Raw genomic sequence first — 23,774 nt, 5'->3', positions numbered from 1 at the left:
AAAGATCGGGCTATGGAAGAACGCCCCAGATTTCGCTCGCATATTGTCGGATGGTCCTGTCGGAGGAGAACCAGCCAACGCGCGCGGTGTTCCGAATGGTTTTCGAATACCATGCGGCTTCATCGCCCCAGAGCGCGTCGATCGCGCGCTGCGTGGTGTGATAGGCATCGAAATCGGCCGCGACCATGAACCAGTCGCGATCATAGATGCCGCCGATCAGATCGCGGTAGCGGTCGCGGTCGTCGGGCGAGAACACGCCCGAGGCGATCGCCGACAGCGCTTGGCTCAGTTCGCGTGAGGCTTCGATCGTCTCGCGCGGATTATACCCGCCGGCGCGTTTGGCAGCGACCTCCTCGGCGGTGAGGCCGAAGATCATGATGTTCTCGTCGCCGACATGATCCTTGATCTCGATGTTGGCGCCATCGAGCGTGCCGATCGTCAACGCGCCGTTGAGCGCGAACTTCATGTTGCCGGTGCCCGAGGCTTCCATGCCCGCGGTCGAAATCTGTTCGGAGAGATCGGCGGCGGGCATCATCACTTCGGCGAGGCTGACGTTGTAATTGGGCACGAACACGACCTTGAGCAGCCCCTGCACCGCCGGATCGTGGTTGATGACGCGCGCGACGTCGTTCGCCAGCTTGATGATGAGCTTGGCATTGGCATAGCTCGGCGCGGCCTTGCCGCCGAACAGTTTCACGCGCGGCTGCCAGTCCTTCTCCGGATGCGAGCGGATCTGGTCGTAGAGCGCGACCGCCTCGATGATGTTGAGGAGCTGGCGCTTGTATTCGTGGATGCGCTTGATCTGGATGTCGAACAGCGCGTTGGGGTCGATCTTCAGCCCCATCCGCTCGCGCAGCAGGTTGGAGAGCGCGGCCTTCTTGGTGCGCTTGACCGCCTTGAACTTTGCCTGGAACGTGGCGTCATCGGCGACGGCGTCGAGCGCGGCGAGCTGCTCGGTATCGTCGAGGAAGGCGTCGCCGATCGTCTCGCGCAGCAGCCCGGTCAGTTCGGGATTGCATTGCTGGAGCCAGCGGCGCGGGGTGACGCCGTTGGTCTTGTTGTTGATCCGCTCCGGGAACATGCGGTGCAGATCGGCGAACACGGTCTGCTTCATCAGCTCGGTATGGAGCGCGGCGACGCCGTTGACGCTGTGCGACCCGGCGAAGGCGAGGTTGGCCATGCGGACGCGGCGTTCGCCGGTCTCGTCGATCAGCGAGATCGCGGCGATGGCGCGGTCGTCCATGCCCTTTTCGCGCCGCGCCTCGCCCAGCAGCCGGGCGTTGATCGCATAGACGAGCTGCATGTGGCGCGGCAGCAGGCGCTCGAACAGCGGCACCGGCCATGTCTCCAGCGCCTCGGGGAGCAGCGTGTGGTTGGTGTAGCCGAAGGTCGGCTGGGTCACCGCCCAGGCTTCGTCGAAGGTCAGATCGTGCTCGTCGATCAGCAGTCGCATCATCTCGGCGATCGAGACCGCCGGATGCGTGTCGTTGAGCTGGATCGCGGCCTTTTCCGGCAGCGTGCGGATATCGCCGAAATACTGGATGTGGCGGCGGATGATGTCCTGCAACGACGCCGAGGAGAAGAAATATTCCTGCCGCAGCCGCAGTTCCTGCCCGGCGGGGTTCGAATCGGCCGGGTAGAGCACGCGCGCGAGACTGTCCGCCTTGTTGCTCTCGGCGAGCGCGCCGAGATGATCGCCGGCGTTGAACCGGTCGAGCAGGATCGGGTCGATCGGCGTCGCGGTCCACAGCCGCAGCGTGTTGACGCGCTCGGCACGCCAGCCGACCACCGGCGTGTCATAAGCGGTCGCGATCAGCCGCTCGCCGGGTTTCCACACGCGCGCGTCGCCATCCTCGACGCCGGGTTCCACGGTGCCGCCGAAGCCGATCTCGTAGCTCGATTCGCGGCGTTCGAACTCCCACGGATTGCCGTGGGCGAGCCAGGTCTCGGGCAGCTCGATCTGCCAGCCGTCGTGGATCTCCTGCCGGAACATGCCGTTCACGTAGCGGATGCCGTATCCGTAGGCGGGCACGTCGACCGTCGCCATCGATTCCATAAAGCATGCCGCGAGCCGGCCGAGGCCGCCGTTGCCGAGCGCGGCGTCGGGCTCCAGCTCGCGGATCAGATCGAGCTGGACGCCGAGCGACGCCAGCGCCTGCCGCATCTCCTCCATCAGCCCCAGGTTCGAGACCGCGTCGCGCATCAGCCGGCCGATCAGGAACTCGAGGCTGAGATAATAGACGCGCTTGCCGCCCTGTTCGTACGTCTCCTGCGTCGAGGCGATCCAGCGGTCGATGATGCGGTCGCGGATCACGTTGATGACGGCGGCGAGCCAGTCGTGCGGCTTGGCCGCGACCGCGTTCTTGCCGATGCGATAGGTGAGCCGTTCGACGATCTCGGCGGCGAGCACCTCCGGATCGGTGGCGCGCGGCGCCGGCTTGGGAAGCGTGGACACGGCCTTGATCATCGAAAACCCCCGAGGACAACCCGAAATGAGCCTATCGCGGCGGATGCGCTTTGTAGAGAGCCAATTCGCGCGGCTGCGTAACGATTTCGCTCACGCGGACGATGGCGACCGCGACGCCGCCGCCGTTTAGCCTTTGTTTGTCAATTTCTGCGACACGGCCCGGGCATGTCGGAATTGCTTACACATGCCACCGGGGCGACGCGACGATGATCAGGCTGTTCAAGCACTACATCCCCAACGCCGTGCTGCTGCTCGGGCTGCTCGACATCGCGCTGCTCGTGATCGCGGGCGAGGCCGGGTATGTGCTGCGCATCCATCAGCTCGGCAGCATCGTCGATCCGATCCAGCATCGCGTCCCGCAGCTCGCCACCTTCGCCCTGTGCGTCGAGGTCGCGATGATGGCGACCGGCGTCTATAGCGCGCAGTCGCTGCAATCGCTGCGCTTCGCGCTGGCGCGGCTGGTGGTGGCGGTTTCGCTGGCGGTGATCCTGCTCAGCGTGGTGTTCTTCCTCGTGCCCGGCGCGACCTTCTGGCGATCCAACCTGCTCTATTCGATGGGCATCAGCGTGCTGCTGCTGATGGCGATGCGGATGCTGCTCGGCAAGGCGCTGGGCGGACAGATCTTCAAGCGGCGGATCGTCGTGCTCGGCGCGGGCGCGCGCGCGGCGCGGCTCAAGGCGCTGGCGGCGGCACCGGGCGCCGGCTTCGTCGTGGTCGGCTATGTCGCGATGAGCGAGGCCGCGCCGCGCGCCATTCCCGAGGCGATCGCGCGCGAGGCGATCTACAACCTGGCCGATCATGTCGTGCTGCTGAACGCGAGCGAGGTGGTGCTGGCGCTGGAGGAACGGCGCAACGCGCTCCCGCTCAAGGATCTGCTGCGCATCAAGACGACCGGCGTCCACGTCAACGAGATTTCGACCTTCCTCGAACGCGAGACCGGGCGGGTCGATCTGCAGAGCGTCAACCCGAGCTGGCTGATCTTCTCCGACGGCTTCTCGTCGGGCCGGATGTTCTCGAGCATGTTCAAGCGGTTGTTCGACATCTGCGCGAGCGCGACGTTGCTCGCGTTGATGGCGCCGGTGATCCTGCTCACCGCGATCGCGGTCAAGCTGGAGAGCCGGGGGCCGGCCTTCTACCGGCAACGCCGGGTCGGGCTGTTCGGCGTCGGGTTCGATTGCATCAAGCTGCGGTCGATGCGGCAGGATGCCGAGCTCGCCGGGCAGGCGGTATGGGCGGAGAAGGACGATCCGCGCATCACCCGCGTCGGCCGCTTCATCCGCAAATGCCGGATCGACGAACTGCCGCAGACCTGGAGCGTGCTGAAGGGCGAGATGAGCTTCGTCGGCCCGCGCCCCGAACGGCCGCAGTTCGTCGAGGATCTCGAACAGCAACTGCCCTATTATGCCGAGCGGCACATGGTGAAGCCCGGCATCACCGGCTGGGCGCAGATCAACTATCCCTATGGTGCCTCGATCGAGGATTCGCGCCACAAGCTCGAATACGACCTGTATTACGCGAAGAACTATTCGCCCTTCCTCGATCTGCTCATCATCCTTCAGACGATCCGCGTCGTGCTGTTCCCCGAAGGCGCGCGGTAGGCCGATGTCGGCTGACCCATCCGACTTGCACCTGGAGCGTTCGGCGGGTCACGCTCCGGACGCGCGCGCACGCACCCGATGATCGCGAGCGTGATCCTGTGGGGCCATGCGCTCGCCGCGCTGCTGTTCGCGGGCGTGGCGCTGTCGCTGCTGCGCGAACGGCCATCGGGGCTGCCGCGGCTGACCATGATGGCCGCGTTGGGCGGGACGGCTTTGTGGGGGCTGGCGGTGGCGGGCATCGGCGGCGCGGAGGTGGTGACGCGCCTCGCCGAGAGCGGCCGCGATCTCGCCTGGCTCGCGTTCATGTTCGCGCTGGTGCGGCGCGACCCCGCCGATGCGCGCCGCCGCGCGGTTTCGCTGATCTATGGCGCGGTGATGCTCGTCGTGGTGGCGGGGGGCGCGCTCGCCGTCGCGCAGGCGGCGATCGGCCGGGACGCCGCGGCCGATCTCGGCGCGGCGCGGGCGCTGTTCCGCGCGGTGGCGGCGATCGGCGCGCTGGTGCTGGTCCAGCATCTTCATGGCGCGGTGGTGCCGCGCGCGCGCGCCGGCGTGCGGCTGGTGGTGATCGCGCTGGCGGCGATGTGGGGCGTCGATCTGATGCTCGCCGCGACCGCCTATGCGGCGGGCGGCGCGCCGCAGCCCCTCCTCGCCGCGCGCGGCATCGTCATGGCGCTGACCGCGCCGATCCTCGCGGTGGCGGTGCAGCGTGGCGGCGACTGGACATTGCACCTGTCGCGCACGGTCGCGTGGCAGACGCTCTCGGCCGCGGCGACGATCCTCTATGCCGTCGCGATGCTGCTCGCGATCAGCGCGATCGCCACGCTGGGCGGAGACCATGCGCGGCTGCTCCAGACCGCGTTCGTGTTCGGCACCACCGCCGCCGGGCTGACCATGCTTTCCTCGCCGCGCGTGAAGGCGTGGACCAAGATCAAGCTCGCCAAACATGTCTTCGCGCACCGATATGATTACCGCGCCGAATGGATGCGCTTCACCGACACGCTCGGCCAGCCCGAGGGCGCAACGCCGCTCGCCGAGCGGATCGTCAAGGCGGTGGCGGATCTGACCGATTCGCCCGCCGGACTGCTGCTGGTGCCCGAGGGCGCGGGGCTCGGCATCGGCGCAGGCTGGCGCTGGGAGCATCCGCCCGCGCAGGGCAGCGACGAGACGCTCGCCGCATATCTCGCCGCCAGCGGCCGGATCATCGAACTCGATGCGGTGCGCGGCGGCGGCGCCGACCCGGCCGAGCGGGCGAGCGTGCCGGCGTGGATGCTCGCGACCGACGCCTGGGCGCTGGTGCCGCTGGTGCATCTGGGCAAGCTCGCCGGCGCGATCCTGCTCGCGCGCCCGCCGATCGACCGCGCGCTCGACTGGGAGGATTTCGATCTGCTCCGCGTCGCCGGGCGGCAGGTGGCGAGCTATCTCGCCGAGGCGCGCGCGCAGGAGGCGCTGGCCGAGGCCGAGCGGTTCGACGAGTTCAACCGCCGCTTCGCCTTCATCCTGCACGACATCAAGAATCTGGTCAGCCAGCTCACGCTCACCGCGCGCAATGCCGAGCGGCACGCGGAGAACCCCGCCTTCCGCGCCGACATGATCGCCACGCTCAAGGATTCGGCGGGGCGGATGAACGACCTGCTCGCGCGGCTGTCGCAGCACCATTCGGGCCGCGCCGAGGAACCGCGCGTGGTCGATCTCGCCGACATCGCCGAGCGCGTGATCCGCCAGCGCCGCCGCCAGCATCCGATCACGCTCACCTGCACGCCGCACGCGACCGCGCTCGCCGATCCGGCGCGGCTGGAGCAATTGCTCGCGCACCTGCTCCAGAACGCGATCGAGGCGAGCGGGCCGGACGAGCCGGTCGAGATTTCCGTCGCCGGCGGCGCGCGCCCGACGCTCATCGTCGCCGACAGCGGCTGCGGCATGTCGCCCGCGTTCGTGCGCGAGCAATTGTTCAAGCCGTTCGTGTCGTCCAAGCCGGGCGGGTTCGGCATCGGCGCGTTCGAGGCGCGCCAGCTCGCCGAGGCGATGGGCGGCGGCGTTGCCGTCACCAGCCGTGAGGGCGCGGGAACGCGCTTCGTGGTGACCCTCGCCCCCGCCCCCAACATGCCCGTGGAGCAGGCCGCATGACCGACAAGCCCAGGACGCCGCCCAAATTGCTCATCGTCGAGGACGATCCGGGGCTGCAACGCCAGTTGCGCTGGGCCTATGACGGCTATGAGGTGATCGTCGCCAGCGACCGCGCGAGCGCGATCGACGCGGTGCGCGCCGAGGAGCCGGCGGTCGTCACGCTCGATCTCGGGCTGCCGCCCGATCCCGACGGCGTGGCCGAGGGGTTCGCGACGCTCGCCGAGATCCTCGCGCTCAAGCCCGACACCAAGGTGATCGTCGCATCGGGCCACGGCGCGCGCGATTCGGCGCGGCAGGCGATCGCCGACGGGGCGTGGGATTTCTACCAGAAGCCGATCGACATCGACGCGCTCGGGCTGATCGTCGCCCGCGCCTTCCACGTTCACGCGCTGGAGGCGGAGAACCGCCGCCTCGCCGACCGCGCGAGCGGCACCACGCTCGGCGGCATGATCACCGCTGCGCCCGAGATGCTCAAGGTGACGCGCACGATCGAGCGCGTCGCGGGCGCCGACGTGTCGGTGATGCTGCTGGGCGCGAGCGGTACCGGCAAGGAACTGCTCGCGCGCGGGCTGCACGACACCAGCCGGCGCGCGCGCGGCACCTTCGTGGCGATCAACTGCGCCGCCATTCCCGAGACGCTGCTCGAGAGCGAATTGTTCGGGCATGAGAAGGGCGCGTTCACCGGCGCGATCAAGACCACCGAGGGCAAGATCGAGCAGGCGAGCGGCGGGACGCTGTTTCTCGACGAGATCGGCGACGTGCCGCTGCCGTTGCAGGTCAAGCTGCTGCGCTTCCTGCAGGAACGCGTGATCGAGCGGATCGGCGGGCGCAAGCCGATCGCGGTCGATACGCGGATCGTCTGCGCGACGCATCGCGACATCGACACGATGGTGGCGGACGGCTCTTTCCGCGAGGATCTCTATTATCGTCTCGCCGAGATCGTCGTGCGCATCCCCACGCTTGCCGAGCGCAGCGGGGACGCCGGCCTGCTCGCCAGCCATTTCCTCAAGAAATACGCCCGCACGATGCACTCCGCCGTGACCGGCCTCGCCCCCGACGCGCGCGCCGCGATCGACGCCTGGGGATGGCCGGGCAACGTGCGCGAGCTGGAGAACCGGGTGAAGCGCGCGGTCATCATGGCGGAGGGCAAGCTCGTCACCGCCGCCGATCTCGATCTCGCGGGTGACGCGGAGGCGGCGCCGCTCAACCTGCGCGCCGCGCGCGAGGGCGCCGACCGCAAGACCATCCGCCAGGCGCTGGCCCGCGCGGAGGGTAATATCTCGAACACCGCCAAGCTGCTCGGCATCAGCCGGCCGACGCTGTACGACCTCCTGAAGAGCTATGATCTCCATGCCTGAGCGTCGCGCATCGTTTCGGATCGCGCGCCGCGCGCTGGTGGCAAGCGGCGCGCTGGCCGCCGTCGCGGGCGCCTGCGTCTTCGCGCTGGGGACGATCGCCCCGGCGCGCGCCGATGCGAAACACGCGCGCGGCGAGCTGGCCCAGAGCCTGACGCTGCTCGATGCCGGCAATTACAGCGCGGCGCGGCTGCACGCACAACGCGCGATCAAGGCCGATCCGGACTGGGGCCTCGCGCATGCGGTGCTGGCGCGCGCCTATCTCGCGCTCGGCGACGGCATTTCGGCGGAGGGTGAGCTCGACCGCGCGCGCGACGACGGCTTCGACCACGACCGCGCCCACCAGCTCTACGCCCATGCCGCCTTGCTCGAAGGCGATCCCGACCGCGCGCTGGCCGAGGCGGCCAAGGCGCAGCCGCGCTTCGCGGGCTATGCGCTGCGCGTCGCCGCGCTCGCGCTCGCCGCCAAGGGGCACGGGCCGGAGGGCGAGGCGCTGCTCGACCGGCTGCTCGACGTGAACCCGAACGATGGCGCGGCCTGGGCCGATCTCGGCCGCATCCGCTTCGCGGCGGGCAATGTCGCGGGTGCGATCGACGCCGCCGCGCGCGCGATCAAGGCCAGCCCGAACGATCTCGCCGCGCTGACGCTGCGCGGCGAACTGGTGCGCGCGCAATATGGGCTGGTCGCGGCCTTGCCGTGGTTCGAGGCGGCGCTGGCGCGCGACGCTTATTATTACGACGCGCTGATCGACTATGCCGCGACGCTCGGCGACATCGGGCGCTACCGGGACATGCTGGCGGCGACGCGCAAGGCGCTCGATGCGCGGCCGAACGACGCGCGCGCTTATTATCTCCAGGCGGTGCTGGCAGCGCGCGCGGGACACTATGACCTCGCGCGCACGGTGCTGGCGCGGGCGACGGGGACGCTCGGCGACGTGCCGGGGGTGCGGTTGCTGGGCGGGATGCTCGCCTATCAGGCGGGCGCGTATCAGCAGGCGATCGACCAGTGGAGCGCTCTCGCGAGCCAGCAGCCGATGAACCTCACCGCCAAGCGGCTGCTCGGGCTGGCGACGCTGCGCGCCGGGGACGCGCGCGGGGCGCTCACCGCGCTGCGCCCGGCGGCGCTGCGCGGCGATGCCGACAGCTATACGTTGACGCTGGCGGCGCGCGCGTTCGAACAATCGGGCGAACGGGATTGGGCGGCGCCGTATCTCGACCGGTCGTTCTGGCCGGCGCGCCCGGGCGCGGCGCCGTTCGGGACCGACGACGCCCCGGCCGCGCTCACCGCCGCCGCCGCCGCGCAGCCGGACGAGCCGGTCGCGCGGCTGAGCGCGGTGCGCGGGTTGCTGGAGACGGGCGACCAGAAGGGCGCGCTCGGCGAGGCGCAGGCGATCACGCGCATCCTGCCCGGCGCGCCCGCCGCCTGGCTCGCGCTCGGCGATACGCTCGCCGCGATGGGTCGCGGCGTCGACGCGGCGCGCGCCTATACCCGCGCCGCCGACATCCGCTTCGACGAACCGACGATGCTGCGCATGGTCGACGCGCTCGAGCGCGCCGGGCAGCGCCCCGCCGCGCTCGATGCGCTCACCAAATTCCTGTCGCAAAACCCGCAGAGCATCGCCGGGCGCCGGATCGCCGCGCATTGGCAGATCGCCGCCGGGCGCTATGACGACGCGATCGAGACGCTGGAGCGCCTGCGCGGGGAACTGGGCAATCGCGACGCGGCGCTGCTCGCGGAACTGGCGGTCGCTTATACCGGCGACGGCGATGCCGAGACCGGGCGCAGCTATGCCAGGGCCGCCTATGCGCTCGCGCCGATGAACCCGGCCGCGACCGACGCTTATGGCTGGGCGCTGTACCAGCTCGGCAAGACTGCGCTGGCGCTGCAACTGTTCCAGAAGGCGGTGGCGATCGCGCCGGGCGACGCGACGCTGCACTGGCATCTCGGGCAGGCGCTCGGCGATCTCGGCCGAAACGGCGAGGCGGCGGCGCAGATCCGCGCCGCGCTCGCCGATCCGGGGTTCGGCGACCGGGCGGCCGCGATGGCGGCGTTGCGGCTGTTAGGCACCTAGTTCCCCCGAGTTCGCGGGGGAGCGTACGCCCTCACAACCGTTCGTGCTGAGCTTGTCGAAGCACGTGTCCCAAGCGTCGTATTCCGGGCACGTGCTTCGACTTCGCTCAGCACGAACGATGGAAAAGATCGATCCGGCGCGATAGGAGCGATCGCATGACAGACCCGATCGAGCGGATCGCCGCCGCGCTGGAGCGGATCGCGCCGCCCCGCCCCACCCCCGCCGACCCGCTCGCGCAGCCGGCCTATGTCTGGCGCGGCGACACGCTCGCGGCGGCGCGCGCATTCGCGCCGGTGCCGCTCGACCGTATCTTCGGGCTGGCGACGCAGAAGCAGGCGCTGCTCGACACGCTCCACCGGCTGGCACAGGGCGCGGCCGCGCATGACGTGCTGCTGTGGGGCGCGCGCGGCACCGGCAAGTCGGCGCTGGTCAAGAGCTGCACCGGCGCGGTGCAGGCGGATGGCGCGAACCTCGCGCTGATCGAGGTGATCGGCGCGGGGCTGGAAACGATGCCCGCGCTGTTCGCCTTCATCGCGCCCGTGCCGCGCGCGTTCGCGATCTTCATCGACGATCTCGGCTTCGACGCGGCGAGCGACGCACGCGCGCTGCGCTCGATGCTCGACGGCGGCGCGGAGGCGCGGCCCGCCAACGCGCGGCTGTTCGTCACCTCGAACCGCCGGCATCTGGTGCCGCGCAACATCGAGGAGCAGGAGAATGCGATCAACCCGCGCGATTCGGTCGACGACAATCTCGCGCTCGCCGACCGGTTCGGGCTGAGCCTCGGCTTCCATGTGATCGACCAGGATACGTATCTCGGCATCGTCGAAGGCTATGCGCGGGCGCTCGACCTGCCCTTCGACGCGCAGGACGCGGTCGGCTGGGCGACGCGGCGCGGCAGCCGGTCGGGCCGGGTGGCGTGGCATTATATCGTCGATCTCGCCGGGCGGCACGGCAAGGCGGTCGCGTAAAGCGCCTCGGCGAAGCACACGCTCATACGCACAATACCGGGCGAAAGACCCATCCGTTCGTGCCGAGCGAAGTCGAGGCACCTGCGCAGGCGCCTCGACTTCGCTCGGCACGAACGGATGCGGCTTCGGTTTAACGGAACAACGCCAGCGGCACCGCCTCGCCCATCGCCTTGTAGCCCGCCGGATTGGGATGGAGGTGATCGCCCGAATCGAACGCGGGCGCGAGCCGCGAGGGATCGGCGGGGTCGCGCGTTACGCGATCGAAATCGACCATCGCGTCGAAATGGCCGGGCGCGCGGATCCACGCGTTGATCGCCTGCCGGTCGGCCTCACTGCCAGCGTCGGGGTGGTAATAGCCGCTGCCCATGTCGGGGGTGATCGTCGCGCCATAGACCTTGAGCCCGCGCGCATGCGCCCGCGCGACGATCTGCGCATAGCCGGCGGTGAGTTGCGTGACGAACGCCTTGCGCTCGGCGGGGGTCTTGGCTTCGAGACGGGTCAGCACGCCGAGATCGTTGATCCCCTCCAGCACCAGCACGTAGCGCACGCCCGGCTGTGCCAGCACGTCGCGATCGAGCCGCGCCAGCGCGTTGGGTCCGAGCCCGTCGAGCAGCACGCGGTTGCCGCCGATTCCTTGGTTGAGCACCGCCGCGCCGCCGCCGAGCCGGCGCGCGAGCACGTCGGGCCAGCGATCATTGCCGTTGGTGGTGGCGCCGTGCCCATCGGTGATCGAATCGCCGAGCGTGACGATGCCGTTCGCCGGCGCGCAGCGCTCGACCTCGACGCCGGAGAGCATGTACCAATGATCGACCGGGGTCGCGCCGGTCAGCGTGGCCGCCGCGATCTGGTCGCCCGCCGCGACATAGGATGTCGCACGCGAGCCGGGGTGCGCGGTCTGACTGGCGGGATCGCCGCTCGCGCGCAGCGAGATGGCGAGGTCGTCGAACGCCTTCACGTCGAGCGTGACGGGATCGGAAAGCCAGTCGGCGCCGGGCGGGATGGTGATGCCCGCCGCGCCCGCGAAGGTCAGCGTACGGCGGCTGGCCACGTCGATCCGGTCGCTGCGATTGTCGGCGGAGCGCGCCAGCCCGGCGCCGAGGATCACCAGCGGCGTGCGGCCGAAGGCGTTGGAGAAGCGCACGCGCAGCTTGCCCGCGCCGAGCGTCGGGCGGACGATCTGGCGCAGCGTCGCGCCGTTCATCCCCGCCGCCGGCATCGCGTTGGCGGCATCGGGGCTCATCTGCGCCGAGGCCCAGGCGGCCTGCCACGAACAGGCCGGCGCGGCCTGCGCGCCCGGCGCTACGCCGGCGCCGCCCAACGCCAGCAGCAACGCCGTGAAGATGGTTCGCATGCCGCGGTCCTCTCTAGAAAAAAGGGGGCCGGCCGTGGTGGCCGACCCCCGCAGGTCTACACTGGGGAGTGTATCTCTCAAAACTTGCCGCGGATGCCGAACAGGATCTGACGGCCCGGATAATAGACGCTGTAGGTCGCGTTATCGTAGCCGAAGGTCGTGCGGATCGGCGCGTTGGTGATGTTGAGCACGTCGAGCGTGAGCCGCGCCGCGTTGTTGAAGAACGGAAGCTGGTAGCCCGCCGACAGATCGAACTGGCCGCGCGCATCCGAGTTGAGCGACGCCGGCAGGCCGCTTTGCGGGCCGTTGGCGGCGATCAGCTTGTCGGTCCACACATAGTTCAGGCTGAGCGAGACGCCGTGGCCTTCGTAGAAGCCCTGCAGGTTGTAGCTCCACGGCGCGACGCCGGGGGCGACGAGCCCGCTGTCCGACGACTGCGAGATGTGCGTGCCGTTGACCGAATAGCCCAGACCCTTGACCAGGAAATCGAGCGGCTGGACCCAGGTCGCCTCGACGCCGCGGATACGCAGGTTCTGGAGGTTGACCGGCTGGCCGACCACGACCGTCGCGACATCCGGGCCGCCGCGCAGCATGATCGCCTGCTGCTGGGTGACGGTGAGATTGTCGAAGGCGAGGCCGAGCGACGTGAACGGAACGGTGTTCTGCTGCGTAACGGTGAAGCCCGAAATATCCTTCTGGAACAAATCGAAGCCGATATAGCCGATGCCACCGGTGTAATATTCGCCGCCGAAATCGATGTTGTTCGAATAATAGGGCTTCAGATTGGGGTTGCCCGCAGTGCCGATCTGCGCCGACGGATCGGAGAAGGTGAGGCCGGGCAGCAGCGAACCCGGATCGGCGCGCGTCATCGAGCGCGACGCGGCGAGCCGGACCTTGAGGTTGTGCAGCACGTCGTAGCTCAGGTTGAACGACGGCAGGAAGTCGTCATACGACGCGTTCTGCGCGACATCGACGATGCCGTTGACGGTCGAGGTCGGGCCGGCGACGCGCTGGTCGGTGTGGAAGTAGCGGATGCCGGCGTTGATGCGCAGATCGCGGTCGGCGAGCTGGAACACGCCGTTGGTCTCGACGTAACCGCCATAGGTCTTCTCGTCGATCAGACCGGTCGCGCCGCCAGTGACCGCGCCGATCGCCTCGGGCGCGCTAGCGAGGTATGACTGATAGTTCGTCGCCTGCTCGAGCGCGGCGACGTTGGGCTGGATGAACTGCGTGTAGCCGACGCTCGACCCGGCGAGATGGCCGAAGTTGCTGATGTTCATGCCCTGCAGATACTGGCCGAGCGCGCTGTTCGGCACCGATCCGCTCAACCCGTCGCAGGTCGCGCCGCAGACCGAGGTCTGGAACGCGGCGCTGTTGTCGAAGGCGCGGATGTCGCGATAGTTGGTGTCGTAGGCGAAGCCGCCCTTCAGGTTGAGGTTGGCGTCGCCCCAGGTCAGATCGAGATGCGCGCCCTTGGTGTTGGTCTTGCGGCGCACGGTCTGGACGTTGACGCGGTACCAGCGCCAGCCGAGGTTGGGATCGTTGAGATCGCGGTTGGTGGTGATGATCGGCTGCGGATTGCCGCTGGTGTTGTCGAAATAGACGTCGAGGCCCGATTGCGCCGGCGTCTGGAAATCGAACTGCGGCTGTTCGCGGAAGAAGTCGCTCTTGCTGTAGTTGAGCGACAGATCGACGCGCAGATTGCCGGTCGGCTTCCACGTCATGCTCGGGTTGATGTTCCAGAACGTCGTCGTCTGGTTGAAGATGTCCTGCTCGAGGAAGAAGGACGAGTTGGCGAACGTGCCCTTGGTGACGACGTTGTTGCCATCGACGCTGAGGCCGATCGGCACCATGCCGCCGGTCGAGGTCGGCGAGGTGCCCGGCCCCGAGTTGCGGACGTACCAGTTCATCGCCGAATGGATGTAATCGCGCTTGGACTTCGCCCAGATGCCATCGAGCGCGAAGTGCAGGTCGTCGCTCGGGCGCCATTCCAGCGAGCCGACCACCGAGATGCGCGAGCGCGTGCCGTCGGTCAGCGCGTTGCGGCCGAGGCGCGGGATGGTGGCGGTGCGAAGCTGGTCGAGCGTCAGCCCGGAGGTCGCGGCGAGATCGACCGGGGCGCCGGGGACGAGACCGTGGCCGGTGTTGTTCGGCACGACCGACGCATAGGAGAAGCCGTTGTTGCCGAGATCGGCGATCGGCTTGCCGTTCGCATCGAAACGCGGGACGTTGCCGTCGGCCCAGCCGATCGTCTCGAAGCCGTCCACCCGCGTCTTGGTGCGGACGCCCGACACGCCGACCAGCACGCCCCAGGTATCGCCGGTGTGGCTCGCGACGATCGCGCCGCGCGGGCTCACGCGCATGTTGCTGTCGGTATATTGGCCCTGCGCGACGACGGTGACGTGGTCGCCGGGGTTATCGAACGGGCGCGCGTTGTGCAGGTTGACCGTGCCGGCGATACCGCCCTCGATCTGGGAGGCGTCGGCGCTCTTCGACACGTCGAGGCGGGTGAACAGTTCGGACGGGAAGAAATCGAGATCGACTTCGCGGTTGGTGCTGCCGCCGTTGGTGCCGCCGTCCGACGCGACCGCGATCTGGCTGCCGTTGAGCAGCACCTTGGAGAAGCTCGGGCCGAGCCCGCGGATCGCGACCTGCGTGCCCTCGCCGCTGATGTCGCGGTTGAGGCGGACGCCGGGAATGCGGTTCAGCGTTTCGGCGAGGTTGGTCGCGGGCAGCTTGCCGATATCCTCGGCGAAGATCGAATCGCCGAAGCCGACCGAGTTCCGCTTGGCGTTGGTGGCGCTGCGCAAGCTGGCGCGGATGCCGGTGACGACGATGTCCTGCGCGGCATCGTCGGGGACGGCGGCGGCGGGCTGGCTCGTCGCGGCATCGGTCGGCGTGGTCTGCGCCGGTGTCTCGACGGGCGTGGTGACCGGGGTAGCGGCCGTCTGGGCCGAGGCAGCGGATGCGACCAGCGCGCCGAGCGCGGCGGCGTTCATCAGGCCGAACCGAACGGCCGTGCTGCGAGCAATGACTTTCATAAATCCCCTCAAAGCCCCGGTTAACCACCGGGCTACTTGATGATGCGCTGGTAGCGCTATCGGCGGGCGATTATGGGTCTGGCCAATTTGTGTCAAGTGACTTGCTGTTCACAAACCCTTGGCGCACCGAAATTTTCGTCGTGCCTTTCTGCCGCTTGGCCGCACAGTAAGCATGACTACGCCGCGAATGCGGCCAGGCCGGTTAGCGTCACCATGTCTCAGCTAAACGTGCATGTGCGGCCTTACCGCTCATGCTGACCGATTTCCGCCAGCCGAACTGCGGCGGGCTAAGCGTGGCGTTCGGCGAGCGTCGCGGCGGCGTAGCGCGGCACGAGCAGGTGGATGACCGCGAGCGCGATCAGATAGGCGCAGGCGGCGACGAGGAAGATCGGCTGATAGCTGCCGACGGTCGCGAGGATCGTGCCCGCGAACTTCGCCATCAGCATGCCGCCGAGTGCGCCCGACAGCCCGCCCAGCCCGATCACCGACCCCGAGCGCCCGCGCGGGAACAGATCGCCCGGCAGCGCGAAGACATTGGCCGAGAAGCCCTGATGCGCGGCGCAGGCGAGTCCGATCAGCAGCACCGCCCACCACATATTCGGCACGTGGGTGGCAAAGGCGATCGGCAAGGCGAACAAGGCGCACACGAACATCGCGGTCTTGCGCGCGCGCCCGACGTGCCAGCCGCGCAGCAACAGCCGCGACGACAGCCAGCCGCCCGCGATCGAGCCGATATCGGCGAGCACATACACCGCGACCAGCGGCGGCCCGAAATCGAGCATCTTCACATGATACTGGCGGTTGAAGAAATCGGGCAGCCAGAACAGGAAGGTCCACCACACCGGATCGATGAGGAACCGGCCGAGCATATAGGCCCAGGTCTGACGCATGCCGAGCAAGGTCCGCCACGGGATCGGCCGCGCCGCCTCGGCCGGCTCATGCTCGATCCACGCCAGTTCCTCGGCCGAGACGCGCTTGTGGTCGCGCGGGCGGCGATAGAAGCCGAGCCACGCGACCAGCCACAGCACCGTCAGCGCGCCGGTGGCGATGAACGCCATCCGCCAGCCGAAGGTCAGCGCGATCACCGGCACGATCAGCGGCGTGACGATCGCGCCGACGTTCGAGCCGGCGTTGAAGATGCCGATCGCGAGCGCGCGTTCGGACTTGGGGAACCATTCGTTGGTCGCGGAGATCGCCGCCGGGAACGCCCCCGCCTCGCCGATCGCGAGCGGAACGCGCGCGATCAGCATGCCCGCCGTCGAGGTGAACAGCGCGTGCGCGACGTGGCCGACCGTCCACAGCACCACCGCGACCGTATAGCCGATCCGCGCCCCGAACCGATCGACCAGCCGCCCGAACAGCACATAGGCGAGGCCGTACGCGCCCTGGAACCAGATCGCGAGATCGGCATAGCCCTGCTCGCTCCAGCCATATTCGGCCTGGAGCGAGGGCTTGAGCACCGGCAGCACGAGCCGGTCGATGTAGCTCAGCACCACCGCCGCGAACAGCAGTGCGCAGATCACCCAGCGGATGCGGCCGCGTGGCTTTCGCGGCGGGGCGGCGGACTCGCTCACCAGTTGAACATGGTGCCGTCTTCGAGCCGGTTCACCGGCAGGAAGGCGCGGTTGTATTCATAGCCCTCGGCGAGTTCCTCATCGATATCGACGCCGAGGCCGGGCGCGTCGCCGGGGTGCATCGCGCCGTCCGCGAAGGTGTAGGCGTGCGGGAACACCGCGTCGGTCTCGGGCGTGTGGCGCATATATTCCTGCACGCCGAAATTGGGCACCGACAGATCGAAGTGGAGCGCCGCCGCCATGCACACCGGCGACAGATCGGTCGCACCGTGGCAGCCGGTTTTCACCTGATAGAGATCGGCGAGCGCGGCAATGCGGCGCAGATGGGTGATGCCGCCGGCATGCACCACGGTCGCACGGATATAGTCGATCAACTGGTTCTCGATGAGATCCTTGGCATCCCAGATCGAGTTGAAGATCTCACCGACCGCGAGCGGGCTGGTGGTGTGCTGGCGGATCAGCTTGAAGGCTTCCTGATTCTCGGCCGGGGTCGCGTCCTCGAGCCAGAACGGGCGGTATGGCTCGAGATCCTTGCCGAGTCGACCTGCCTCGATCGGCGTCAGGCGGTGGTGGATGTCGTGGAGCAGATGCACGTCCCAGCCGAGCGCCTCGCGCGCGGCCTTGAACAGCTCCGGCACGACGCGCATGTACTTCGACGTGTTCCAGACGTTCTCGGTCGGCAGATCGGCGTCGGCCGGCTCGTAGAAATATTTGTCCTTCGACACGCCGTAGGTCGAGGCCATGCCCGGCACGCCGCACTGGATGCGGATCGCCTTATAGCCCTGTTCCTGATATTCGAGCGCGACCTTGACGGTATCCTCGATCGTGGTGCCGTTGGCATGGCCATAGACCATCACGCTCTCGCGGCTCGCGCCGCCGAGCAACTGATAGACCGGCAGCCCGGCGATCTTGCCCTTGATGTCCCACAGCGCGGTATCGACGGCGGCGATCGCGCTCATCGTCACCGGGCCGCGGCGCCAATAGGCGCCCTTGTAGAGATACTGCCAGATATCCTCGATGCGGTGCGCGTCGCGGCCGATCAGGCAGGGAATGACATGATCGGTCAGATAGCTCGCGACCGACAGTTCGCGGCCGTTGAGCGTCGCGTCGCCGACGCCGGTGGTGCCGTCGTCGCACGTGATCTTGAGCGTGACGAAGTTGCGGCCCGGCGAGGTGATGATGACTTTGGCGGATACGATCTTTGGCATGGGGCTCCTCAAACGATTTCGAGAGTGACGGTTTTGAGATCGACGGAGTTCGGCCCCGCCATGATGTCGAACAGGCCCGGTTCGACGACTTCGCGCATCTCCGCGTTCCACAGCCGGAAAGCCTCCGGGCCAAGCGCGAAGCGGAGCGTGCGGCGCTCGCCGGGCGCGAGCGTGACGCGTTCGAACCCCTTCAATTCACGCACCGGGCGCGTGACCGAGGAGACCTGATCGCGGATGTAGAGCTGCACGACCTCGTCGCCCGCGCGGGCGCCGGTGTTGCGGACATCGACCTCGACCGTAACGGTCCCTTCGCGGGCGATACGCGGCACCGACAGGCGCGGCGCGCCGATCTCGAAGCTCGTGTAGCTGAGGCCGAAGCCGAACGGGAACAGCGGCGCGGTGTCGGTGAAGAGATAGCCGCGCAGCGCGGTCGGCTTGTGATCGTAATAGAGCGGCACCTGGCCGACGTCGCGCACCACCGTCACCGGCAGCTTGGCGCCGGGGTTGATCGTGCCGAACACCGCCTCGGCGATGGCGGTGCCGCCCTCCTGCCCGACGTACCAGCATTCGAGCAGCGCGTTGGCCTGCGCGACGACCGCCGGCCAGGACGGCGGGCGGCCGTTGATCGCGATCACCACCACCGGCTTGCCGGTCGCCTTCATCGCGGTGAACAGCGCATTCTGTTCGCCGAGCAGATCGAGATCGGTACGGTCGCCGAGATGGTTGGCGGCATAGCCTTCGCGGCTGGTTTGTTCGGTGTCGCCGATCGCGAGCAGGATGACGTCGGCGGTCTTCGCCACTTCGACCGCTTCGGCGATCAGCGTGCGGTTGCGTGCGGGATCGGCGAGTTGCACGTCGTTCGCGGAGCGATCCTCACTGCGGGTGATGAACACGCCCTGCGCATGAACGACCTCCGCCTTGCCGGCGAGATGCGCGGTGACCCCGCCGAGCAGCGAGACGGTCGCCTTCGGCGTCGAGGAATAGCCGCCGAGCCGGGCGATGGCCGCGTTCGGGCCGATCACGGCCACGCGCTTGAGCGCCTTGGCGTCGAGCGGCAGCGTGCCGTCGTTGACGAGCAGCGCGATGCTCTTGCGCGCCGCCTCCAGCGCGATCGCGCGCGCCTCGGCATTGCCGGTGAGGCGGGCGGCGGCGCGCGGATCGAGCGGGGGCGCCTCGAACAGGCCGGCGCGAAACTTCATCGTCAGCATCCGCCGGCATGCCGCATCGACACTGGCGAGCGGCACCTTGCCGGCGCGGACCAGATCGGCGAGCGCGCCATAGGTCTTGCCGTCGGGCAGGTCGCAATCGACGCCGGCGTCGAGCGCGATCCGCGCCGCCTCCCCGGCATCGGCGGCGACGTGATGCAGCGTCGCCAGTTCGCCGATCGCGGCATAATCGCTGACGATCGCGCCGTCGAAACCCCATTCGCCGCGCAGCACATCGGTGAGCAGCCAGCGGTTGCCGTGGCTCGGCACGCCGTCGATCTCGTTATACGACGGCATCACCGCGCCGACGCCGGTGCGCGACACCACCGCGCGGAACGGCGGGAAGAACGCGGCGCGCAACTCACGCTCACCGAGCAGCGCGGGCGCGATATTGTCGCCGGCTTGCGGCTGACCGTGGCCGGTCATGTGCTTGAGCGTGGCGTGGACCTTGTCGGGGCCGAGCTCGCGGCCTTGGCCCTGCAACCCGGTAACGGCGGCGACGCCCATCTCGCCGCATAGATAGGGGTCTTCGCCGAACGTCTCCTCGATCCGGCCCCAGCGCGGATCGCGCGCGATGTCGACCACCGGGGACAGCACCAAGGTCGAGCCGTGCGCGCGCACCTCGCGCGCGATCACGCTGTTCGCGCGTTGGACGAGATCGCGATCGAACGTGCCGGCAAGCGCGATCGCCTGCGGGAAGCTGGTCGCGTCGGGCGCCATATAGCCGTGCAGCGCCTCTTCGTGGAACAGGATCGGGATGCCGAGCCGGGTGCGGGTCCGCGCCCACGCCTGCGCGGCATTGACGAAGGCGATCGTGTTGGCGGGGGTGCGCCAACGCCCGGTGACATCGGCGCCGGTGTTGGTCGCGGTGGCGGCGCCGGCGAGATCGGACGGGCGGGTGATCTGGCCGATACCGGCGGGGTGGAGCGCCTCGGCGCGCGCGGCGTCGAACCCGCCCTCGGGCGTCATCACCGCGCGCTTGCGGGTGGAGAGCACATCGAGCTGCGCGACCTTTTCGTCGAGCGTCATCCGCGCCATCAGATCGCGCACGCGCAGATCGATCGGCGCGCGCGCATCCTTATAGACCGGCGGCGCGGCACGAGTCGCGGCGGGCAGCAGCGTCAGCATCGACACGCCCGCGCTCCAGCGCAGGAAATCGCGACGGCTGTTCACAGCCTTGCGCACCACGACATGACCATCTCCCCAGAATTGGTCAGATCATATGCAGAGACTGCGCGCAAATTGAAAGCGCGTTCTGACGACGGCGCCCGCGCCGCTTCATCGCCGCCCGCCCCGCCGGGATCCCCTGCCCGCATCACCGAACCTCTCCTGTTTTTCTGCTAAAACGCGGCATTGCTGTGCCGCCGTCGTGGTGATAGCGATATCACTCACGATACCGGGCGCCGTTGTCAATGGCGTGAACCGCAGGAGAGGCATGTGAAACTCGTAAGGACGCTGTGTGCGGGGATCGCCCTTTTTGGTATGACCACTGGGGCGGCGCAGGCCGAGGATGGCTATGATCTGTGGCTGCGCTACGGCCAGCCCGGCGCGGCGGCGATTTCGGTTCCACACGCTTCACCGACGCTGGACGCGGCGGCCGCCGAATTGCGGCGCGGGCTGCCGCGCGCCGCCCGCCCGATCGTGTTGGAGCGCGCGAGCGCGCCCGAGGTCGCCGCGCTCGGGCTCAAGCTCGGCGCGCTCGGCGACGAAGGCTATGCGGTGCGGCAGGTTCGGCTCGGCGGCCGCGCCGTCACGCTCGTCACCGGCAACAGCGACGTCGCGATCCTGTACGGCGCGTTCGCGCTGATCCGCCACGCCCACACCGGCGGCATCATCGAGAGCGCCTCGCTCACCTCGACGCCGCGGATCAAGCTGCGCATGCTCGATCATTGGGACAATCTCGATGGCTCGGTCGAGCGCGGCTATGCCGGGCAATCGCTGTGGGACTGGTGGACGCTGCCCGATTTCCGCGACCCGCGCTATGTCGATTATGCGCGCGCCAATGCCTCGATCGGCATCAACGGCACGGTGCTCAACAACGTCAACGCCAAGCCCGACAGCCTGACCGCGCCGTATATCGCCAAGGCGGCGGCGCTCGCTGACATCTTCCGCCCCTATGGCATCAAGGTCTATCTGTCGGCGCGCTTTTCAGCACCGATCGAGATCGGCGGGCTGAAGACCGCCGATCCGCTCGACCCGCAGGTCGCGGCGTGGTGGAAGGCCAAGGCCGACGAAATCTACCGCGCGATTCCCGATTTCGGCGGGTTCCTCGTCAAGGCGAACAGCGAGGGCCAGCCCGGTCCGCGCGATTACCACCGCAGCCATGCCGATGGCGCCAACATGATGGCGGCGGCGGTCGCGCCGCACGGCGGCATCGTGATGTGGCGCGCGTTCGTCTATGCCGAGACCAACGCCGAGGACCGCGCGAAGCAGGCGTATAGCGAGTTCAAGCCGCTCGACGGCACCTTCGCCAGCAACGTCATCCTGCAAGTGAAGAACGGCGCGATCGATTTCCAGCCGCGCGAACCGTTCCATCCGCTGTTCGGCGCGATGCCGAAGACGCCGCTGATGATGGAATTCCAGATCACCAAGGAATATCTCGGCTTCGCGACGCACCTCGCCTATCTCGCGCCGCTGTTCAAGGAGACGCTCGACGCCGATACGTTCGAGCGCGGCCCCGGCTCGACCGTCGCGCGCGTGATCGACGGCTCGATCGAGGGGCATAAGCTCACCGGCATCGCTGGCGTCGCCAATATCGGGCGTGACCGCGACTGGTCGGGATCGACCTTCAACCAGGCAAACTGGTATGCATTCGGGCGGCTGGCGTGGGATCCGTCGCTGTCGTCGGAGGGGATAGCGCGCGAATGGGCCGAGCAGACGCTCGGCACCGATCCCAAAGTCGTCGATACCAGCGTGGCGATGATGCAGGGCTCGCGCGAGGCGGTGGTCGATTACATGACGCCACTCGGTCTTGCCCACCAGATGAGCACCTCGGGCCATTACGGGCCGGCGCCGTGGATCGCCGACCTCAAGCGCCCCGAATGGAACCCGGTCTATTACAACCGCGCCGACGCGAAGGGCATCGGCTTCGACCGCACCGCGACGGGCAGCGACGCGGTCGCGCAATATGCGCCGCCGGTCGCGAAGATCTTCGCCGATCCCAAGCTGACCCCTGAGCGCGACCTGCTATGGTTCCATCACGTCGCCTGGGACCGCAAGATGGCATCGGGCCGCACGCTCTGGGCCGAGATGATCGCGCATTACGATCGCGGCATCGATTACGTCACCGGCATGCGCGCCCGCTGGGACGGGCTGAAGCCGCTGGTCGATGCCGAGCGCTGGCAGAAGACCGCGACCTATCTCGCCATCCAGGAGCGCGAGGCGCGCTGGTGGCGCGACGCGAGCCTCGCCTACTGGATGTCGCTCAACCACCTGCCGCTGCCGGCGGGCGAGGCCGCGCCCGAGCACGATCTCGACTGGTACAAGCGGCAGACGTTCCCCTTCGCCCCCGGGCAGGGCAAATGATCGCCTGTCCGGAAATGGTAAGCTCTGCCGCGTCGCGATAGTTTCGGGTAAAGACCTGCGACATTCCCGAGCTTGCACATTGTTCGCGGGTGCGTAATCTGGTCTGCGAAAGGTATTGCATTGAAGGAACCCCGCGGCCCCCGTCGCCAGCGCAACGTGCCGACGATCAACGATGTCGCGGCGCAGGCCGGCGTATCACCGATGACGGTGAGCCGGGTTATCAACCATGAGGCGAACGTCCGCGACGAGACCCGCCGCCGGGTCGAGGAAGCGATCGCCGCGCTCAACTATCGCCCCAGCGCGGCGGCGCGCACGCTGGCGGGCGGCGACGAGATCCGCATCGGCCTGCTCCATTCGAACCCGAGCTTCGCGTATCTGAGTGCGTTCCTGGTCGGCAGTCTCGATCAGGCGAGCCGCAGCAACGTGCAGATCGTCGTCGAGAAGTGCGACGACGACCGAAGCGAGCAGGCTGCGATCGACCATCTGCTGCGCGGCCATGTCGACGGCATCGTGCTGCCGCCGCCGCTCAGCGACTCGCCATCGGTCCTCAAGGCGCTCGCCGCGACCGACCTTCCGGTGGTGGCGGTGGCGACGGGGCATGCGCCCGAATGGGCGATGTCCGTCAGCATCGACGATCGTCAGGCCGCCTATGACATGACGCGCCATCTCGGGGCGCTCGGCCACCGCCGGATCGGCTTCATCACCGGCAACCCGAATTTGACCGCGAGCGCCGAGCGGCTCGAAGGCTATCGCGCCGCGCTCGCCGACCTGAAGCTGGCCGAAGCGCCCGAACTGATCGCCGAGGGGCTGTTCACCTATCGCTCGGGTCTCGACGCCGCCGATCAACTGCTCGAACTCGCCGATCCGCCCTCGGCGATCTTCGCGTCGAACGACGACATGGCGGCGGCGGCGGTGGCGATCGCGCATCGGCGCGGGCTCGACGTGCCGGGCGACCTCACGGTCTGCGGGTTCGACGATACCGCGCTCGCCACGACGATCTGGCCCGAGCTGACCACGATCCGCCAGCCGGTCATCGATATGTCGCGCATGGCGATCGACATGCTGGTGCGCGAGATCCGCGCGCGCAAGGCGAACGAGGGGAACGCTTCGGGCGCGCATCTGGTCGCGGAGTATGAATTGATCCGGCGCCAGTCGGATGCCGCGCCGCGCCGCCGCCCGGCCGCCCGGCGCGGCTCCGGCGGGGCGCTGCCCTCCCGCGCGCACGAGCCGCTGTAAGCGCCGTCCGAGCCGCCGCCCTCGCGGCGTTGCCCGCACGCCAAAAGAAAA

13 protein-coding genes are annotated in these 23,774 nt (G+C 68.5%); 7 read left to right on the top strand and 6 right to left on the bottom strand.

All coding sequences use genetic code 11. From position 1 onward, the window contains the following. Nucleotides 1-10: 10 nt before the first annotated feature. Nucleotides 11-2,467 carry a glycogen/starch/alpha-glucan phosphorylase gene (locus BLS81_RS12995; protein WP_093224460.1) on the bottom strand — a complete coding sequence of 819 codons (2,457 nt, stop codon included), beginning with the start codon at nt 2,465-2,467 and terminating at the stop codon, nt 11-13. A 206-nt stretch (nt 2,468-2,673) separates the two neighbouring features. Between BLS81_RS12995 and BLS81_RS12990 the strand changes: the two genes are divergently transcribed. From BLS81_RS12990 to BLS81_RS12970, 5 genes are all read left to right on the top strand, one after another. Further along, nucleotides 2,674-4,065, top strand: a complete 1,392-nt coding sequence (locus tag BLS81_RS12990) for a TIGR03013 family XrtA/PEP-CTERM system glycosyltransferase (protein ID WP_093224458.1) — start codon at nt 2,674-2,676, stop codon at nt 4,063-4,065. 78 nt (nt 4,066-4,143) lie between these two features. Beyond that, on the top strand, nt 4,144-6,189 hold the full coding sequence (prsK, locus tag BLS81_RS12985; protein ID WP_093224457.1) for an XrtA/PEP-CTERM system histidine kinase PrsK: 2,046 nt from the start codon (nt 4,144-4,146) through the stop codon (nt 6,187-6,189). Next, on the top strand, nt 6,186-7,547 hold the full coding sequence (gene prsR, locus BLS81_RS12980; RefSeq protein WP_093224455.1) for a PEP-CTERM-box response regulator transcription factor: 1,362 nt from the start codon (nt 6,186-6,188) through the stop codon (nt 7,545-7,547). Before prsK ends, prsR begins: the two co-directional genes overlap by 4 nt. Then, complete coding sequence (locus BLS81_RS12975; protein ID WP_256326227.1) at nt 7,540-9,615, top strand: tetratricopeptide repeat protein; 2,076 nt, start codon at nt 7,540-7,542, stop codon at nt 9,613-9,615. Before prsR ends, BLS81_RS12975 begins: the two co-directional genes overlap by 8 nt. A 155-nt stretch (nt 9,616-9,770) precedes the next feature. Beyond that, nucleotides 9,771-10,583 (top strand): ATP-binding protein, encoded by an 813-nt coding sequence (locus BLS81_RS12970; protein ID WP_093224454.1) that lies wholly within the window; start codon nt 9,771-9,773, stop codon nt 10,581-10,583. 130 nt (nt 10,584-10,713) lie between these two features. Here BLS81_RS12970 and BLS81_RS12965 read toward each other — a convergent pair whose 3' ends face one another. The 5 genes from BLS81_RS12965 to BLS81_RS12945 form a co-directional block, all read right to left on the bottom strand. After that, nucleotides 10,714-11,934, bottom strand: a complete 1,221-nt coding sequence (locus BLS81_RS12965) for an SGNH/GDSL hydrolase family protein (protein WP_093224452.1) — start codon at nt 11,932-11,934, stop codon at nt 10,714-10,716. Between the two features lie 77 nt (nt 11,935-12,011). Continuing rightward, nucleotides 12,012-14,933: a TonB-dependent receptor gene (locus BLS81_RS12960; RefSeq protein WP_093224696.1), complete on the bottom strand. Its 2,922-nt coding sequence runs from the start codon at nt 14,931-14,933 to the stop codon at nt 12,012-12,014. A 329-nt stretch (nt 14,934-15,262) separates the two neighbouring features. After that, a complete protein-coding gene (locus BLS81_RS12955) occupies nt 15,263-16,549 on the bottom strand; it encodes an MFS transporter (RefSeq protein WP_093224451.1) in 1,287 nt (428 codons plus the stop codon). Then, a complete protein-coding gene (gene manD / locus BLS81_RS12950; RefSeq protein ID WP_093224449.1) occupies nt 16,546-17,757 on the bottom strand; it encodes a D-mannonate dehydratase ManD in 1,212 nt (403 codons plus the stop codon). Before manD ends, BLS81_RS12955 begins: the two co-directional genes overlap by 4 nt. Nucleotides 17,758-17,765: 8 nt before the next feature. After that, nucleotides 17,766-20,090: a glycoside hydrolase family 3 N-terminal domain-containing protein gene (locus BLS81_RS12945; protein WP_176787177.1), complete on the bottom strand. Its 2,325-nt coding sequence runs from the start codon at nt 20,088-20,090 to the stop codon at nt 17,766-17,768. Nucleotides 20,091-20,444: 354 nt separating this feature from the next. On the opposite strand from BLS81_RS12945, the gene BLS81_RS12940 reads away from it, so the two are divergent. Together BLS81_RS12940 and BLS81_RS12935 are read left to right on the top strand one after the other, a co-directional pair. Next, entirely contained in the window at nt 20,445-22,487 is a 2,043-nt protein-coding gene (locus BLS81_RS12940; protein ID WP_093224448.1) for an alpha-glucuronidase family glycosyl hydrolase, read from the top strand. 120 nt (nt 22,488-22,607) lie between these two features. Beyond that, entirely contained in the window at nt 22,608-23,723 is a 1,116-nt protein-coding gene (locus tag BLS81_RS12935; protein WP_256326226.1) for a LacI family DNA-binding transcriptional regulator, read from the top strand. Nucleotides 23,724-23,774 lie beyond the last annotated feature (51 nt).

The organism is Sphingomonas sp. NFR15 (assembly GCF_900103265.1).
GTDB classification, from domain to species: Bacteria; Pseudomonadota; Alphaproteobacteria; order Sphingomonadales; family Sphingomonadaceae; genus Sphingomonas; species Sphingomonas pollutisoli.
Note: the sequence above shows the minus strand (reverse complement) of the source record. Positions and strands in the feature narration are given on the sequence as shown.